The sequence below is a fragment of the Lottiidibacillus patelloidae genome, from assembly GCF_002262935.1.
GTDB classification, from domain to species: Bacteria; Bacillota; Bacilli; order Bacillales; family SA5d-4; genus Lottiidibacillus; species Lottiidibacillus patelloidae.
This window is the reverse complement of the sequence record NZ_NPIA01000001.1, coordinates 235,112-250,688: the sequence shown is the minus strand read 5'-3', so window position 1 is coordinate 250,688 and position 15,577 is coordinate 235,112. Positions and strand designations below refer to the sequence as shown.

The window sequence follows — 15,577 nt, the reverse complement described above, 5'->3', positions numbered from 1 at the left end:
CAAATAAATAGGTAAAATAAGTTGTTTTTCATTAATTTTCTCTCCTATATTAAGATACTTATACCTATTTCATCTATTAGTTATTTATTTTACAGTATTTAATTCTTTAAGCTTTTCGAATTCCTTCGTTGTACAAGAAACCCAGTGATCTGGAGTTACTTCACGGAATTCTGGCTCTTCACTGTCATCTAATTGACTTTGATCAAATACTAGACGCTTACGCGTACGCTCTGTATCTGGATCTGGAAGAGGAATTGCTGATAATAATGCTTTTGTGTAAGGGTGCATCGGGTTACGATACAGCTCTTCACTATCTGCTAACTCAACAAGTTTACCAGCATACATTACTCCGATACGATCAGAGATGTATTTTACCATTGATAAGTCATGCGCGATGAATAGGTATGTTAACCCTTTTTCACGTTGCAGCTTTTTCATTAAGTTTACTACTTGCGCTTGAATTGATACGTCAAGTGCAGAGATTGGCTCATCGGCAATGATGAAGTCAGGGTCTACTGCAAGTGCACGAGCGATTCCGATACGTTGACGTTGTCCACCTGAGAATTCATGTGGGAAACGGTTCGCATGTTCACGGTTTAATCCTACTGTTTCAAGTAATTCATAAACTTTTTCCATACGTTCTTGATCGTTTTTCGCTAGTTCGTGAATATCAATACCTTCAGCAATGATATCGGCAACTGTCATACGCGGGTTTAATGATGCGTATGGGTCTTGGAAGATCATTTGCATTTTACGGTTGAACTTTTTCAGTTCTTTTACAGATTTTTTACCGTGAACATCTTCACCTTCGAACAGAACTTGACCGTCTGTTGCATCGTAAAGACGAATAACTGTACGACCAGTTGTTGATTTACCACAACCAGACTCACCTACAAGTCCGATTGTTTCTCCACGGTAAATATCAAATGTTAAACCATCAACAGCTTTAACGACGTTACGTCCTACTTTAAAGTGTTGTTTTAAGTTTTTTATTTCAACTAATTTTTCACGAGTATCAGTCATTCTTTGCACCCTCTTTCTTGCCTGCCGCTTGCGAGTTGACAGGGCGCATTCTTTTCTTAACTATTGCAGGAGGTTCTACTTTAGGAGCATCCTCATGTAATAGCCATGTAGCTGCTGAGTGAGTATCAGTCACTTTGAACATTGGTGGTTCCATTTCAAAGTCAATTTTCATTGCATAATCACTACGTAGAGCAAAAGCATCACCAATAGGTGGCTTTAATAGATCAGGTGGTGTACCTGGAATTGCAATTAATTCTTCATCAGTAGCATCTACACTTGGCATAGACCCTAGTAGACCCCATGTATATGGGTGTTGAGGGTTGTAGAATACTTCTTCTACTTGACCAGTTTCAACAATTTTCCCAGCGTACATTACAGCCACACGGTCTGCAATGTTAGCCACTACACCTAAGTCATGTGTAATAAAGATAACTGCCATACCTAATTTTTCTTGTAAATCTTTTAATAATTCAAGAATTTGTGCTTGAATTGTTACGTCTAAAGCCGTTGTAGGCTCATCCGCAATTAAAATTTTCGGATTACAAGATAAAGCAATTGCAATAACAACACGTTGTCTCATCCCACCAGAGAATTGGTGTGGATATTGACTAATACGAATCTCAGGATTAGGAATACCTACTATATCTAATAGCTCAATTGCACGAACTTTCGCTGCTGAAGCATTAAGTCCTTGGTGCTTACGCAATCCTTCTGTAATTTGCTTCCCAATCGTCATTGTTGGGTTTAAAGATGTCATTGGATCTTGGAAAATCATTGCGATTTCAGAACCACGAATATCTTGCATTTCACGTTCAGATAACTTTGTTAAGTCTTTTCCTTCGAAAAGAACTTGACCATTTTTAATTCTTCCCGGAGGGCTTGGAATTAAACGCATTAAGCTTTTAGATGTTACTGATTTTCCTGATCCAGATTCACCTACGATTGCAAGAGTTTCTCCTTTTCGTAAATCAAAGCTTACTCCACGTACAGCTTGAACTTCCCCAGCATACGTATCGAAAGAAACTTGCAAGTCTTTCACTTCTAAGATTTTTTCCATGTTCTCCCCTCCTATTTACGCATTTTAGGGTCTAATGCATCACGCAGACCGTCACCAAAGATATTAAAACTAATCATAAGCGCTGAAATTACAGCAGAACCTACGAAAGCAGTATGAGGATATGTTGTCATCCATTTAAATCCGTCATTAACAATAACCCCTAATGATGCGATAGGTGGTTGTAAACCTAAACCGATGAAGCTTAAGAATGCCTCGAAGAAAATTGCTCCAGGAACTGTAAACATTACTGTAATAATGATTGGTCCTAAAGTATTCGGAATTAAATGTTTGAAAATTAAACGACTATCACTTGATCCTAAAGTTCTAGAAGCAAGTACGAATTCTTGTTCTTTTAATTTCAGAATTTGTCCACGAACGATACGGGACATCCCTACCCAGCCGGTAATTACCATCGCTAATGTGATTGATAATATTCCAGGGTCTAAAACTAAAATGAAGAAGATAATTAAGATTAAGTTTGGAATACCTACTAATATCTCAACAATACGTTGCATGACATTATCGACACGTCCACCATAGAATGCAGATACGCCACCATAAGCTACTCCAATAATTAAATCAATGAATGCAACTAAGAACGCGATATATAAGGAAATACGAGTTCCATACCATACACGTGTAAATACATCACGACCTAAGTCATCTGTACCAAACCAGAAATAATCTGTATTTGGGTTAAATTCTTGAATATCTTGAAGCGTTTGATCCGTCTCACCTTCAGGGATACGACGCAGTTCGCGATATTCTTTAGCTGTTTCTATATTTTTGTAATATTTCTTAGCGTATTCATCTTCACCTTTAATATTATTACCAGCAAATCCTAAGAAAGGAACACTTTCTAATACTGGAACTTTAGGTGGTAAGTTTTTACGATAAATGTTTTGATCATCAATTCCATAGGAATTGAAATACGGTCCAACTAATGACATTAAAATGATGAATAAGATAACGAATAGACCACCAATGGCACCTCTATTCTTTTTTAAACGAATCCATGCATCTTGCCAGAAAGTTAAGCTTTTACGCTCAATCTTTTCTCCTGCATTTTTATCAATATTAGCTGGCTCAAACAAATCTTTTGTAATTTTAGTTTCGTTTTTATCCATTACGATTTACCCCCAGCTAAACGTATTCTAGGATCAATTACACCGTAAAGTAAGTCAACAATTAAAATTACAGCAACGAATAATGCACTATAAAACATTGTTAATCCCATAATTACAGTGTAGTCATTCGTAACAATGGAGTCTACGAATAGACGACCTAATCCAGGAACGGCAAATATTTTTTCAATTACGAGTGATCCAGTCATAATACCTAAAGTCATTGGACCAGCAATTGTTATAACAGGTATTAAAGCATTACGAATTGAGTGCTTAATTACTACTGTACCTTTTGAAAGGCCTTTAGCATGTGCTGTTATAATATAATCTTGTCCTAATACTTCAAGCATTTCAGTACGCATGAAACGTGCAATACCAGCGATAACACCTACTGCAAGTGCTACTGATGGTAAAACAGTATATTTCAAGTACGCCCACTCGAAAATTTGAGCTTCACTGTTCCATAAAGCTACAGGTAAAATTTCTAAATAAACCCCGAAGTATAATTGTAATACAGCGGCGAATACGAACGATGGTATCGATGTACCAACTACTGCGAAGACCATTACACCATAATCGGCGTATGTGTTATGCCTTAGTGCAGCTATTATTCCTAACAGAAGACCTAAGAAAGTACCAATAGCCATAGCTTGGCCACCGATAAATGCTGATGGTCCAATTCGCTCAGTAATCATACGAGTTACAGGTCGACCATCACTTTGGTATGACTCCCCGAAGTCTCCTCGTAACATTTCACCTAAGTACTTTACGTATTGAACTGGTATTGGATCATCTAATCCATACTTTGCATATAATCTTGCCTTTTGTGTATCTGTTAGTTTGTCCTCATTGTTAAATGGCGATCCCGGTAACGTCTGCATTAAGAAGAACGTTAATGTTGCGATGATAAATAAAGTAACTACCATAAATCCTATACGACCGAGAACATATCTTACCATTTCAACACCCCCTCATAGATATTTATTATACATGATTATTGTCGAATTGTCGTTTAAACAGAATATTCTTTATTTTCAGTTCGTTTTTGCATAGACAGGAAAAAAGAGAGTATATGCCAGGACGACATATACTCTCCTGTTAAAGCTTTTTTAACAAATAGACTTAGTGCTTTTCGATGTAAGTCCACTTGTAAGATACGTCTGGACCAAACGGGTGAATTGTGTAATTCTTCACGTATGGTTGAGCTAGGTAGCTGCTTCCACGTTGGTACATTGGGCAGATAGCGAAGTCTTCTTCTAAAAGAATACGCTCTGCTTCTTGTAACATATCCCAACGAGCTGCAAAGTCTGAGCTCTTCTTAGCATCTGTTACTAACTTATCAAATTCAGCATTTGAGTAGCTTAAGTCATTGTAGTTACCACCAGTTACCCACATGTCAATGAATGTCATTGGATCTTGGTAGTCAGGTCCCCATCCAGAGAATGAGATCTCGTAATCGCCAGCATCTTCAAGAGCAAGCTTTTGCTTAAATGGCATTTGAGAAATTGTTAAAGTTAATCCAGGTAAAGTACCTTCTAATTGGTTCTTTAAGTATTCACCAATCTTACGAGCACTGTCACCTTCATAGTTTAATAATTCAACTTCGATAGCGTCAGTTCCTAATTCAGCAAGACCGTCAGCCCAGTATTGAGCAGCTTTTGTCTTGTCTTCCACGTTGAAGTCACCGTATTTAGCACGGAAGTCTTCACCATTCTCGTCATAAACGAAATCAGTTGGAACATGGAAGTATGCAGGAGTTGATCCGTTAGCAAGGATTTCGTTTGTTAAACCAAACTTATCCCAACCTAAGCTTAATGCTTTACGGATGTTTAAGTTAGCTAAATATTCGTTCTTTTGGTTAAACTTTAGGTAGAATAATACTGGAGACTTAGAAGTCTTGAATTGATCAGCATATTCAGGATCGTTCTTGTAAGTATCAACGTGCTCAGAGCTTAAACCAGCACGGTCAACTTCACCAGTTTTGTAAAGGTTAAGACCTGTAGCAACTTCTTTAACGATTTTAACGTTAATTGCATCTAACATTACAGTTTCAGCATCCCAGTAAGTTGGGTTCTTAGTATAAGTCCAACCTTCGTCATGCTTCCAATCGCTAAGTACGAAAGGACCGTTGTAGATTAAAGTGTTAGCTTCTAAACCATACTCTTCACCTTGCTCAGTAACGTAAGCTTCGTTTTGAGGGTGGAAAGTTGGGAATGAAGTTAATCCTAAGAAATAAGCAGTTGGTTGCTCTAATTCAACAACTAAAGTGTGCTCATCAGTAGCCGTAACACCTAAAGCGTCAACGTTACCGTATAATTCATGATCTTCACCTTCGTCAGAATCACCAATGATTGCGTTAACATTCTTGATTGGTGACATGATGAAAGCGTATGGAGATAATGTATCTTGGTGTAAAGCTTTCTTCCAAGCATAAAGGAAATCGTTAGCAGTTACAGGAGTACCATTGCTCCATACTGCGTCTGTACGTAAGTTAAAAGTGTAAGTCATTCCATCTTCACTAATGTCAACAGATTCAGCTACACCTGGAGTTGGAGTGTTTTCCCAGCTCATGCGGTATAAACCTTCAAATACGTTGTTCATTACAGTGAATGAAACAGCATCAGTAGCTTGAGTAGTATCCATTGAAGGAATCTCAGAACCACCTAATAAGTTTAAAACTTGCTCATCGTGTAATTCAGAAGCGTCTGGAGCTACAAATCCTGTAGTGTCTCCATCTTCTTCTGGATCATCAGTACCGTTATTTTCTTCGTTTGTACCTGGCTCGTCTGTTCCGTTTTCGTTAGGTGTTTCTTCTTTGTCGCCACCACAAGCAGCTAGAAGTAAACTCATAACTAGTACTAGAACAGCAAAAATTGACCATTTTGCTTTCATGAGTAAATACCCTCCTCTATTTTAAAAACCTTTTCGGTGAAACCATTTTTTATTTTGTCTCACCTACAATTGTTATTATACAAGTTTTCAAAACATTTTGCATTCATTTTTTTTATACTTTTGTGACAAATGCTTTATTTATTACGTTTATGTTACGTAAATTAGGTCTTTTTACCCATATAAATTCACTTTTGTAATTAGTTTTTATTGTTAAAATTTTCAGTTATATATTCAAAATCCCCTATTTAATCAGGTTAAGTTGTCCTATATTATTCTTTTCACTATAATGACAATAACTTAACTTTTACAAAACGGAGGATATTATGAAAATACAATTGAAACGAGCTCTTTACTTAACAATAATAAGTACATTATTGGGTAGCCTATTTTTATTGTTTACAGCAAATGAAAATTTATTTACAGCTTTTATAAATAATTTATTTATGATTTCATTAGTTTTAATAATAGTAGGTGGTACGCTGTTCGTAATTCAGGGTGGCCTTTTCACTGCTATTAATTATTCCTTTAAACGTGTATATAAAAGTATTACTCGCAAAGGAAAGTATTTAGCCGAGCTAGAAGGAGAAAATACGAATGATAATGAAATTAAAAGGTTATCCTTTACATATATGCCTGCTATGATTATCTCGGGTATTTTCTTATTTATCGTTACTATGTTTCTTGCTTATTCAGCAATATAAATTAAATGTTGCATATTTTTCCATACTCTCATATAATAATTAAAAATTAATGAAAAACATGCGTTGATAAAGAGTAGTACATTATATTTCCTACTTTTAGAGAGCTAGTGGTTGGTGGAAACTAGTAGTAGAACATAATGGAATGGACTTTTGAGCATTTAAACCGAAAAGATATTCTTAGTAGGCTTTAACGGAACGTTCTACCGTTACATAGAACACTGTATTCCTTCTATTGAAGGAGTTTAGCAAAGTGACTTGTCTCAATTTGAAACAAGTAACAAGGGTGGTACCACGGTCCAATCGTCCCTTTATAGGATGATTGGGCCTTTTTATATGCAAAAAATGAAAAGGAGTTGTTTTTTATGTCTGTTATATTTTCAGGTATTCAACCTTCTGGAACATTAACAATCGGAAACTATTTAGGAGCATTAAAAAATTTCGTAACTTTGCAAGAGGAACATGATTGTTTATTTTGTATAGTTGACCAACATGCCATTACAGTTACTCAAGACCGTCTTGAATTAAGGAAAAACATCCGAAGCTTAGCTGCATTATATTTGGCAGTCGGTATTGATCCAGAAAAAGTAATTTTATTTATTCAATCTGAGGTACCAGCTCACGCTCAATTAGGCTGGGTAATGCAATGTGTCGCTCACGTTGGAGAACTAGAACGTATGACACAATATAAAGATAAGTCTTCAGGAAAAGATGGTGTTTCAGCTGGTCTATTAACTTATCCGCCATTAATGGCAGCTGACATATTACTTTATAATACTGATATTGTTCCAGTTGGAGATGATCAAAAGCAACACCTTGAGTTAACTCGAGATTTAGCAGAGCGCTTTAATAGGAAACACAATGACATTTTTACAGTACCTGAAGTTTTCATTCCAAAAGTAGGTGCGCGAATTAAGTCATTAGTAGAGCCTACAAAGAAAATGAGTAAGTCAGATGATAATAAAAAATCATTTATTTCAATGTTAGATGATGAAAAGACAATTATGAAAAAGATCAAAAGTGCACAAACAGACTCTGATGGTATTGTTAAATTTGACGTAGAAAATAAACCTGGCATTTCAAACCTATTAACAATTTATTCTGCTTGTTCTGGAAAATCTATTGAAGAACTAGAACAATTATATGTTGGGAAAGGTTACGGAGATTTTAAAAACGATGTCGCAGAAGCAGTAATAGCCGAGCTAAAACCAGTTCAAGAAAGATATAATACACTAATTAATTCTGACGAACTTGATCGAATCCTCGATGCAGGTGCTGAAAAAGCTAACCGAAGAGCATACAAAATGATGAAAAAAGTTGAAAAGGCGATGGGTTTAGGAAGAAATAGAAAGTAACGGGTTGGCATATGCCGATCCGTTTTTTCATATTTTAGATGAATAAGAAGAAAATCACTAAGCTACTAAATCCAAATTTTTATATGGAGGTGGCAATGATGTGTAAAAAATGTAAATATACATTACCAAATAAAATGGAAATAGAAGAACCTCTTCCTAACAATTCTCTAGAACTGAAGCGAGAGGATATCAGTATGCAAAAGCAAAGGTATATAAAAATGCTACTAACACCATATACTGCAGCAATAACGACAAATAGAGTAAAAAACGAAAATAATGCTAATCTAAGCAACGGTAATCAACACTCAAGTAACGATAAATATGAAAAAACAAAAAAGAACAAAAATATTGAAACAAATGAAGACAGTAAAAAAAGAAAAGACAGTAAAACTAATGTAGAAAACGATAACTTCTTCTCCACCTATCTTCAATATATAAGGGATGATAATAATTTAGAGAATAAAGTTGCCTTATCTGTTCATGAGATAAATAGTAAAACATCTATCCAAAATAGTAGAGGTCATTCTACAACTAAATCTAGAGAATTAGACAAATTGAAAGGAAAGTTTGATGCTACTTCATTAAAAATAGAGAGTGAAAACCACAATAAAACTCAAATAAAGAAAGAGGGGTTGGATAGTTTGGATAGTAAAGAAGAAAGTCGGGAAGAGAAATCTAATCCGAATTATGGTTTCAAAATTACTAGTGGTTTTGAAAAAGAAATACCTAATAAAGACGTTTTATCTTCGTCTAATATTATTAAAGCTCTGCGAATGCTAGCTAAACCAGAATGTTCAATAAGTCTAGAAGGAGAAGTATTTTTATCAGAAGCAGCTTCGGAAATAACTTCTACTATTAACGACATATCAATCATTGCATGCGAATTTGTTCCAACTCGATTCATACCAAATAGTTATAAAGTTTGTAAAGGAAAGCTTTACGTACAATGTGAGATTCACAAAACGATTGAATACACTTCAGCTACTAAGCAAAGAAATGATGGTTCTATTCTTACGAAGAAACAACAAAAAATGGATATCCCCTTTCAGTTCTGTACTACAGTAACATTCCCTGAAAGTCGCTCCCCTCTATTATCATTACTAGATCAGCAGTCATTTACGTTTTTAAATGAAGATAAATATAGTAATGAAACAAACAGGAAAGTAATTAGAAATAAAATTGAATATAATGAACCAATACAATTTGAATTAATATCAGCTATGTTCCATGAAGCAACTAATATCTCTGACTCAAAAAAACAAAGTGAAAATGAAAATTTTCGTTCATTTCATTCAACTTTTTCTGTAGATGTGCAGATAGGTATTCTTCAACTACAAAAAGTAAAACTTGAAATGGGCGTCGTGGAGAACGATTAGTAAATAAAGAGATATTCCTAAACAAAAAAAGCAACACTTTTGTTGCTTTTTTAATTTACCCGCTCTTCTTGTTCAAATTGCCAAAGTTTTTCAAAGAATGGTTGTCCCTTAATAATGCTTCGACAATACGCATCATGTTTTGCACTCCATCCTTTTTGTACATCGTTATATAATTCATTCCACATATCTTCCGCATTCATCGTTTGGCTTTCAGCATATTTTTCAGGTTTCCATTCTGTATACCAATATCGAACCTCAGCGATATTTTCTGCAGAGTATAATTGATCTAAAGCCATAAATAAAAGTTGTTTAAGTTGACGCTCTTTTCTAGTTAGGCCTGCCATTGTATCTGGAGCAGGAGATAGTATATGGTATTCTCTTAATCCTTCTTCTTGAAAATCATAGTAATCAACTGGGTCGGCGTTTTCTGTCATATCATACACTAGCTGTGCCTGACGAGGTATAATTCTACTTTTTCTAATCGGTAGACGGTACCCCATTGTATCGACTGCTAAAATTCCAATACCATCGGTAATTAAGAAACAATATTCAAGTTGTATTCTCTGATGATTTTTTCTAGCATAAGCCTTTTGATAAATATCATCTAGTAAGGCTTGAGGTATTTCCGCTAAATCATTTTCGATATAGTTAAATAGACAACGATCGATTTTTAATATTGGTACTTGATCGAGAAGTTCAATAGAATCAGTTTTACGCCACTCATGGAATTCACACACATTATATCCATTTTCTTCTCCTTCAAACCAATTTACCCATACATCGTGTAAATATAACATGGCTTAAACCCCTCACTTTTCCTAGCGTATGTAACATTCAGTATAGTCAGGAGGGAATGATTTTATTCCATTAAAGACCATTTGTTAAATAATTTTCCTAGCTGATTACCATTCCCATTTACGTCCATAGATACTAAACCAAATTAAGATAACCCCTACGGGAAAAAAGTAGCACTCTATTTTATAGCTAATAAATATTAAGTATTCCGTAAAAGTCAGACCTGTTGTTATTAAGTTTAAATAAGCAATAATACTTATGCCCCCAATACAAGCTAGTCCAAAACCAAGTAATAATAAAAAAAAACGCAAGATCATAACTTGTACAACAAGAAGGGAGTTTTCTTTTCTACCATTTGTTTTCCCCCTTTTCTTCTTTTTATAACTACTTATATGAAACTTCTATAAAAATAGGACAACTTATTTCATTTTGTATGTTGATAATGACAGTAATTCTTCACTTTTTTTATTAAGTAAATCAGCAGTTTTATAATGAGTATTCTGTTTAATGATCGACTTTACAATGTCATAGCCAATGCTATATCCAATCCATTTCGGCAGCTTTGATTCATTTCCATACAAGAATGAATGATGATTTTTTTTGCCAATTAAGTTTAAATTATTTTTCATAGTGCTTTCCCAAAAACGTTTCAGCACTTTTTTATTGTAACGATTACACCATGGAGCTAAATGCTTTGCTCCCACATATTCCTCTACTGCAAATTCGGCTAAACCTTCTATTAATAAAGAGTCAAGCAAACTAAAGTCAGGTAAATCTTTTTTACTGTGTTTTAGTCGGCAAACGTGATGGTATTCATGTGTAATTACTGCAAGTAAGCCTTTTAACGAGACTTTAGCGCTTAAAAAAATAAATGTTTTATCTGAGAATCCTAATCCGCACTTCCATCCTAATTCTTTTAGTAAATCAGTATTTCCTTCGTCAATCGGAAGCAAAAACACATTAACACTCGGCCCATTCCATTCTTTTTTAAGTTTCTTAAGTTGTGCCGCAACTACTTTTTCTACTTTCTTTTGGGTAAGAAAAGTTATGAAGTTGCTTATTTGATTACTATCTTTTGTTTGAAAAAGTCCGTGTGATTGGAGGTATTCAAGAATTTCATACGAGTTTACACCAGGGAAGTAATCCGTTAGAGGAACAATTAGCTTGTCATGTAAAAGTGTCTTACCTGAAGTGAAAATACTACGGTTTTCAAGGCTATTATCTAAATCTTTAAGCCATTTTTTCGTGTTTACGATATTCATATAAATCAACTCCCTTCCATTCAAATTATGAAATTGAAAGAGTTGAGGTCACAAAAAAAGCTATTGAGATAGTGGAAATATCTCAATAGCTTTCTTGTCTTAATTAAATTTTTTAAAGACGATTGTTGCGTTATGTCCACCGAAACCTAAGGAATTACTCATCGCAACGTTAACGTCGCGCTTACGAGCTTCGTTTGGAACGTAATCTAAATCACATTCTTCATCGGGAGTTTCGTAGTTAATTGTTGGCGGTAAAATTCCTTCATGTATCGCCTTTGCAGTAAAGATTGCTTCTATACCACCAGCTGCTCCAAGTAAATGTCCGGTCATTGATTTTGTTGAACTAACTGCTAGTTTATATGCATGGTCTGAAAATACTGATTTAATAGCCGCCGTTTCAAACTTATCATTATATTCCGTACTTGTACCATGGGCGTTAATATAATCTACTTCGTTAGGATCAACGTTTGCGTCATCCAAGGCCATCTTCATTGCTCTAGCTCCACCTTCACCTTCAGGAGCTGGCGATGTAATGTGATGAGCGTCACCAGTAGATCCATACCCTACGATTTCAGCATAGATTTTCGCACCACGTTTTTGTGCAGATTCAAGCGACTCGAGTATCACTACACCTGCACCTTCACCCATTACGAATCCATCACGATTTTTATCGAACGGTCTACTAGCTGTTTTCATATCTGGATTTAAAGATAAAGCTGTTGCTTGAACGAAGCCAGCAACGGACATATTGGTAATTGGCGCTTCTGTTCCTCCCGTAATCATTACATCAGCGTCCCCACGCTGAATTGCTTTAAAGGCATCGCCAATTGAGTTTGTTCCAGAAGCACAAGCAGTTACAGTACAAGAATTAATTCCTTTTGCTCCTAATGCAATAGAAACTTGTCCTGAAGCCATGTCCGGAATCATCATTGGCACAAAGAATGGTGATACACGACGGTACCCTTTGTTAAGGAACTTATGGAATTGCTCCTCATACGTTTCCATTCCTCCAATTCCAGAACCTATCCAAACACCAACGCGAGTAGCATTTTCTTCATTAATAACTAAATTCGCATCTTTCACTGCCTGAATCGAAGCTGCCATCGCATATTGAGTAAATTTATCCATTTTACGGGCATCTTTCTTTTCCATGTATACAGATGGGTCAAAGTCTTTAAGTTCTCCAGCAACTTTTACTGGAAAATCCTCAGCGTTTACGCGAGTTAATGGACCAATTCCTGATTTACCATTTTTAATATTCTCCCAAGTTGAACCAACGTCATTTCCAAGTGGTGTTACAGCACCTAGCCCTGTTACAACTACTCTTCTATTTTCCATGCTAATTCCACCTTTCATTATTTTCCCCAGCGAAGTGCAACCGCACCCCAAGTTAATCCTCCACCGAAACCGACAAGGATTACTACATCTCCATCTTTTATTTTACCATTTTCAACTTCTTCAACTAAAGCCATTGGGATAGAGGAAGATGATGTATTACCATATTTCTTAACTGTATAAGACATTTTTTCCTCTGGCAAATCTAGACGTTGTCTTGAAGCTTCCATAATACGAATATTAGCTTGATGAGGTATTAAGAAATCAACATCTTCTTTTTGTAAGCCAGCTTTTTCAATCACATTTAATGAAGACTCTCCCATTTGTCTTACAGCAAACTTAAACACTTCTCTACCGTTCATTTGAACAAATTCATCTTGATAAAGATGCTTTGCACCAGATCCGTCTGATCCTAATTCGAATGAAAGAATTCCATTCCCTTCAGAAACTTCACCAATAACAGCAGCACCAGCTCCATCACCAAATAAAACAGCTGTATTGCGATCTTCCCAATCTAAGATTTTTGATAGTTTTTCAGAACCAACTACTAGTACATTTTTATAAGTTCCTGTCTCAATAAATTGTTTGGCAGTTATCATTCCATACATAAACCCAGAACAAGCAGCACTAACATCCATCGCTGCAGCTTTTCTAGCTCCTAAACGATCTTGAATAAGGCAAGCTACTGATGGAAAGGGCTGATCGGGTGTAACTGTTGCTACTAAAATTAAATCTAAATCTTCTGCTGATATATTTGCGTCTTTTAATGCTTTTTCCGCAGCAAAAAATGCCATATCTGATGTGTCAATATCATCTGCAGCTATTCTTCTTTCTTCAATACCTGTTCTTGTACGAATCCATTCATCGGATGTATCTACCATTTGTTCTAATTCTTGATTTGTTACTATCCTTTCAGGAACGTATTTTCCTATTCCAATAATCCCTGCATTCATATTAAGAACCCCTTTGTATCAGTTTCTATTACTTATTATTATGACTTGGTACTAATATAAATGATAATCGTCATTTTGTCCAATCAATAAATCCCTATACACATATATTAAGTACTAAGGGGTTCAACCTATATTCAATGAACTTCAACTGGAGGTGAGTAGTGTGGATAAACAGCAAAAAAATCATTATAATCAACAATTTGAAGACCCTTTTTCTCAGTTAATGTTTGGTGGTGAATTTCCTCCTCCAACGCAAAATCAACCACAAAATATGAATCAACCAGGATCTTTACAAAATTCGTTACAACAACAATTACAAAATGTTGATATTGAATCACTTGCAAACAACATTAATAATATGATGTCATTAGCCAATGAACTTGGCCCAGTCGTTAAACAATTGTCCCCATTACTTGAATTATTCAAGAAAAAATAAGAGGAAGCTAACCAATTTAGGTTAGCTCCCCTTATTTTTCAAATACATATAGAAAAAAAATAAAAAAATCGCTAAAAGTAATATTGCTGATTTTTTAATAAAAAATGAAGCTATAAACGCTATAAGTGAGATTAGAATAATTGTGAGGATTATTTTCAAGAAAAGTCAAACCTTCCATGCTTTAAAAATTTACTCTGCCTTTCCTAATTCATATGCTTCATTCATGACCTTAAGCAATAAGTTCATTACAGGTTGCATTGCTTCCATGTTTAATTCTATTCCTTGGTCATCTAATAATTGTTTTGCCTCTGGTAAATGTTTCATTACAATGCTCATAAATTGCATATTCATATCTTGATCCATTGCTATACCACCTTACTTTATTCATCATTAATTATCTTCATTTTCTTTCTTATTACTATTTACTGCATTATAAAGTATTCGCTTTCCTTTTTCTAGTGATACCGTTTGTTTAAACCCGAGTAATTCCTTAGCTTTTGTTCCATCAATTCGATATGTCCTGCTAATCCCTCCTGAGCGAGTTGTTAAATTGAATACTTCATTAACATATTTCGTCTCAGAAGCGAGCAACATTGCCTGAACAGCGTCATCAACAAATATAACGTCACTAGCTTTCATATTTACTAACTTTTTTTTTGAAACCCAATGACCATAAATTACTGGAGTTCGAATAATTACGTAAGGTATATCTTTTTGCTCTTGAACTATTTCCTCTTCGTAAAATAGTCGTAACCCAAACGGAGTCTTCGGTTTCTTACCGGTATCTTCATTTATTTCTCCATAAAGGCTCCCGTATACTTCATATGATGATAAGTAGACAATTCTTGCATTATTTTCCTTTGCTAGTTTTAGTAGTAATTTAACTTGGGCACTATTTTCCTTTGCCTTATAATATGTCTTATCATCATTTTGCGGAATTTGGAAAATAACATCAATATCACGTAATTTTTTCCGTGTATAAACTGAAAAGTTATCAGATTTGCCATCAATAAAATGAAAGTTAGCATTCCTTCCTATATGCATGTACTTTTCTTCTTTAAAGCTTAAATCTTCACTATTGTTCATTTGATCAATGCCAATTACTTCATTTCCTTCTTCTAACATACGACAACATAATTCAAAATTAATATTATTAAATACATTTGTAATTAATGCTTTCATCTTTAGCACCTACTCATTTTTTTCTCGCTACATAATATTGGTATGTGTAAATCGTTTAGAACGGAACATAAAAATATCTCTATGCTATT

Annotated in this window: 15 protein-coding genes and 1 other annotated feature; of the genes, 4 read left to right on the top strand and 11 right to left on the bottom strand. The window is 35.0% G+C overall.

Features of this window, described 5'->3' with window-relative positions; all coding sequences use genetic code 11:
* Window positions 1–84: 84 nt before the first annotated feature.
* The 5 genes from CIB95_RS01430 to CIB95_RS01410 all read right to left on the bottom strand — a co-directional run bounded on the left by CIB95_RS01430 (window position 85) and on the right by CIB95_RS01410 (window position 6,096).
* On the bottom strand, window positions 85–1,023 hold the full coding sequence (locus tag CIB95_RS01430; protein WP_094920853.1) for an ABC transporter ATP-binding protein: 939 nt from the start codon (window positions 1,021–1,023) through the stop codon (window positions 85–87).
* Window positions 1,016–2,080, bottom strand: a complete 1,065-nt coding sequence (locus tag CIB95_RS01425) for an ABC transporter ATP-binding protein (RefSeq protein ID WP_094920850.1) — start codon at window positions 2,078–2,080, stop codon at window positions 1,016–1,018. Before CIB95_RS01425 ends, CIB95_RS01430 begins: the two co-directional genes overlap by 8 nt.
* A gap of 11 nt (window positions 2,081–2,091) precedes the next feature.
* Window positions 2,092–3,207, bottom strand: a complete 1,116-nt coding sequence (opp3C, locus tag CIB95_RS01420) for an oligopeptide ABC transporter permease (protein WP_094920847.1) — start codon at window positions 3,205–3,207, stop codon at window positions 2,092–2,094.
* Window positions 3,207–4,163, bottom strand: a complete 957-nt coding sequence (locus CIB95_RS01415; RefSeq protein WP_094920844.1) for an ABC transporter permease — start codon at window positions 4,161–4,163, stop codon at window positions 3,207–3,209. Before CIB95_RS01415 ends, opp3C begins: the two co-directional genes overlap by 1 nt.
* A gap of 163 nt (window positions 4,164–4,326) precedes the next feature.
* Window positions 4,327–6,096 carry a peptide ABC transporter substrate-binding protein gene (locus tag CIB95_RS01410; protein ID WP_094920841.1) on the bottom strand — a complete coding sequence of 590 codons (1,770 nt, stop codon included), beginning with the start codon at window positions 6,094–6,096 and terminating at the stop codon, window positions 4,327–4,329.
* A gap of 323 nt (window positions 6,097–6,419) precedes the next feature.
* On the opposite strand from CIB95_RS01410, the gene CIB95_RS01405 reads away from it, so the two are divergent.
* The 3 genes from CIB95_RS01405 to CIB95_RS01395 all read left to right on the top strand — a co-directional run bounded on the left by CIB95_RS01405 (window position 6,420) and on the right by CIB95_RS01395 (window position 9,525).
* Window positions 6,420–6,797, top strand: a complete 378-nt coding sequence (locus CIB95_RS01405) for a DUF3899 domain-containing protein (RefSeq protein ID WP_094920838.1) — start codon at window positions 6,420–6,422, stop codon at window positions 6,795–6,797.
* A 54-nt stretch (window positions 6,798–6,851) separates the two neighbouring features.
* Window positions 6,852–7,108: a binding site (T-box leader), on the top strand.
* 51 nt (window positions 7,109–7,159) lie between these two features.
* Window positions 7,160–8,149: a tryptophan--tRNA ligase gene (trpS, locus tag CIB95_RS01400; protein ID WP_094920835.1), complete on the top strand. Its 990-nt coding sequence runs from the start codon at window positions 7,160–7,162 to the stop codon at window positions 8,147–8,149.
* Window positions 8,150–8,244: 95 nt separating this feature from the next.
* On the top strand, window positions 8,245–9,525 hold the full coding sequence (locus tag CIB95_RS01395) for a DUF7852 domain-containing protein (protein WP_142296444.1): 1,281 nt from the start codon (window positions 8,245–8,247) through the stop codon (window positions 9,523–9,525).
* Between the two features lie 50 nt (window positions 9,526–9,575).
* Here the strand turns inward: CIB95_RS01395 and CIB95_RS01390 are convergent, their stop codons facing one another.
* The 4 genes from CIB95_RS01390 to CIB95_RS01370 form a co-directional block, all read right to left on the bottom strand.
* On the bottom strand, window positions 9,576–10,322 hold the full coding sequence (locus CIB95_RS01390; protein ID WP_094920830.1) for a YjbA family protein: 747 nt from the start codon (window positions 10,320–10,322) through the stop codon (window positions 9,576–9,578).
* 417 nt (window positions 10,323–10,739) lie between these two features.
* Window positions 10,740–11,582, bottom strand: coding sequence for a DUF2268 domain-containing protein (locus CIB95_RS01380; protein WP_094920827.1), 843 nt, complete (start codon window positions 11,580–11,582; stop codon window positions 10,740–10,742).
* Between the two features lie 99 nt (window positions 11,583–11,681).
* Window positions 11,682–12,920 carry a beta-ketoacyl-ACP synthase II gene (gene fabF, locus CIB95_RS01375; RefSeq protein WP_094922106.1) on the bottom strand — a complete coding sequence of 413 codons (1,239 nt, stop codon included), beginning with the start codon at window positions 12,918–12,920 and terminating at the stop codon, window positions 11,682–11,684.
* A 17-nt stretch (window positions 12,921–12,937) separates the two neighbouring features.
* Complete coding sequence (locus tag CIB95_RS01370; protein ID WP_094920824.1) at window positions 12,938–13,870, bottom strand: beta-ketoacyl-ACP synthase III; 933 nt, start codon at window positions 13,868–13,870, stop codon at window positions 12,938–12,940.
* A 163-nt stretch (window positions 13,871–14,033) separates the two neighbouring features.
* On the opposite strand from CIB95_RS01370, the gene CIB95_RS01365 reads away from it, so the two are divergent.
* The gene (locus tag CIB95_RS01365; protein ID WP_094920821.1) at window positions 14,034–14,306 is read left to right on the top strand and encodes a hypothetical protein; all 273 of its coding nucleotides are present in this window, start codon (window positions 14,034–14,036) and stop codon (window positions 14,304–14,306) included.
* A 189-nt stretch (window positions 14,307–14,495) separates the two neighbouring features.
* On the opposite strand, the gene CIB95_RS01360 is transcribed toward CIB95_RS01365, so the two are convergent.
* Together CIB95_RS01360 and CIB95_RS01355 are read right to left on the bottom strand one after the other, a co-directional pair.
* A complete protein-coding gene (locus CIB95_RS01360; RefSeq protein ID WP_094920819.1) occupies window positions 14,496–14,669 on the bottom strand; it encodes a ComZ family protein in 174 nt (57 codons plus the stop codon).
* A gap of 27 nt (window positions 14,670–14,696) precedes the next feature.
* A complete protein-coding gene (locus CIB95_RS01355; protein ID WP_094920816.1) occupies window positions 14,697–15,488 on the bottom strand; it encodes an NAD-dependent epimerase/dehydratase family protein in 792 nt (263 codons plus the stop codon).
* Window positions 15,489–15,577: the final 89 nt, after the last annotated feature.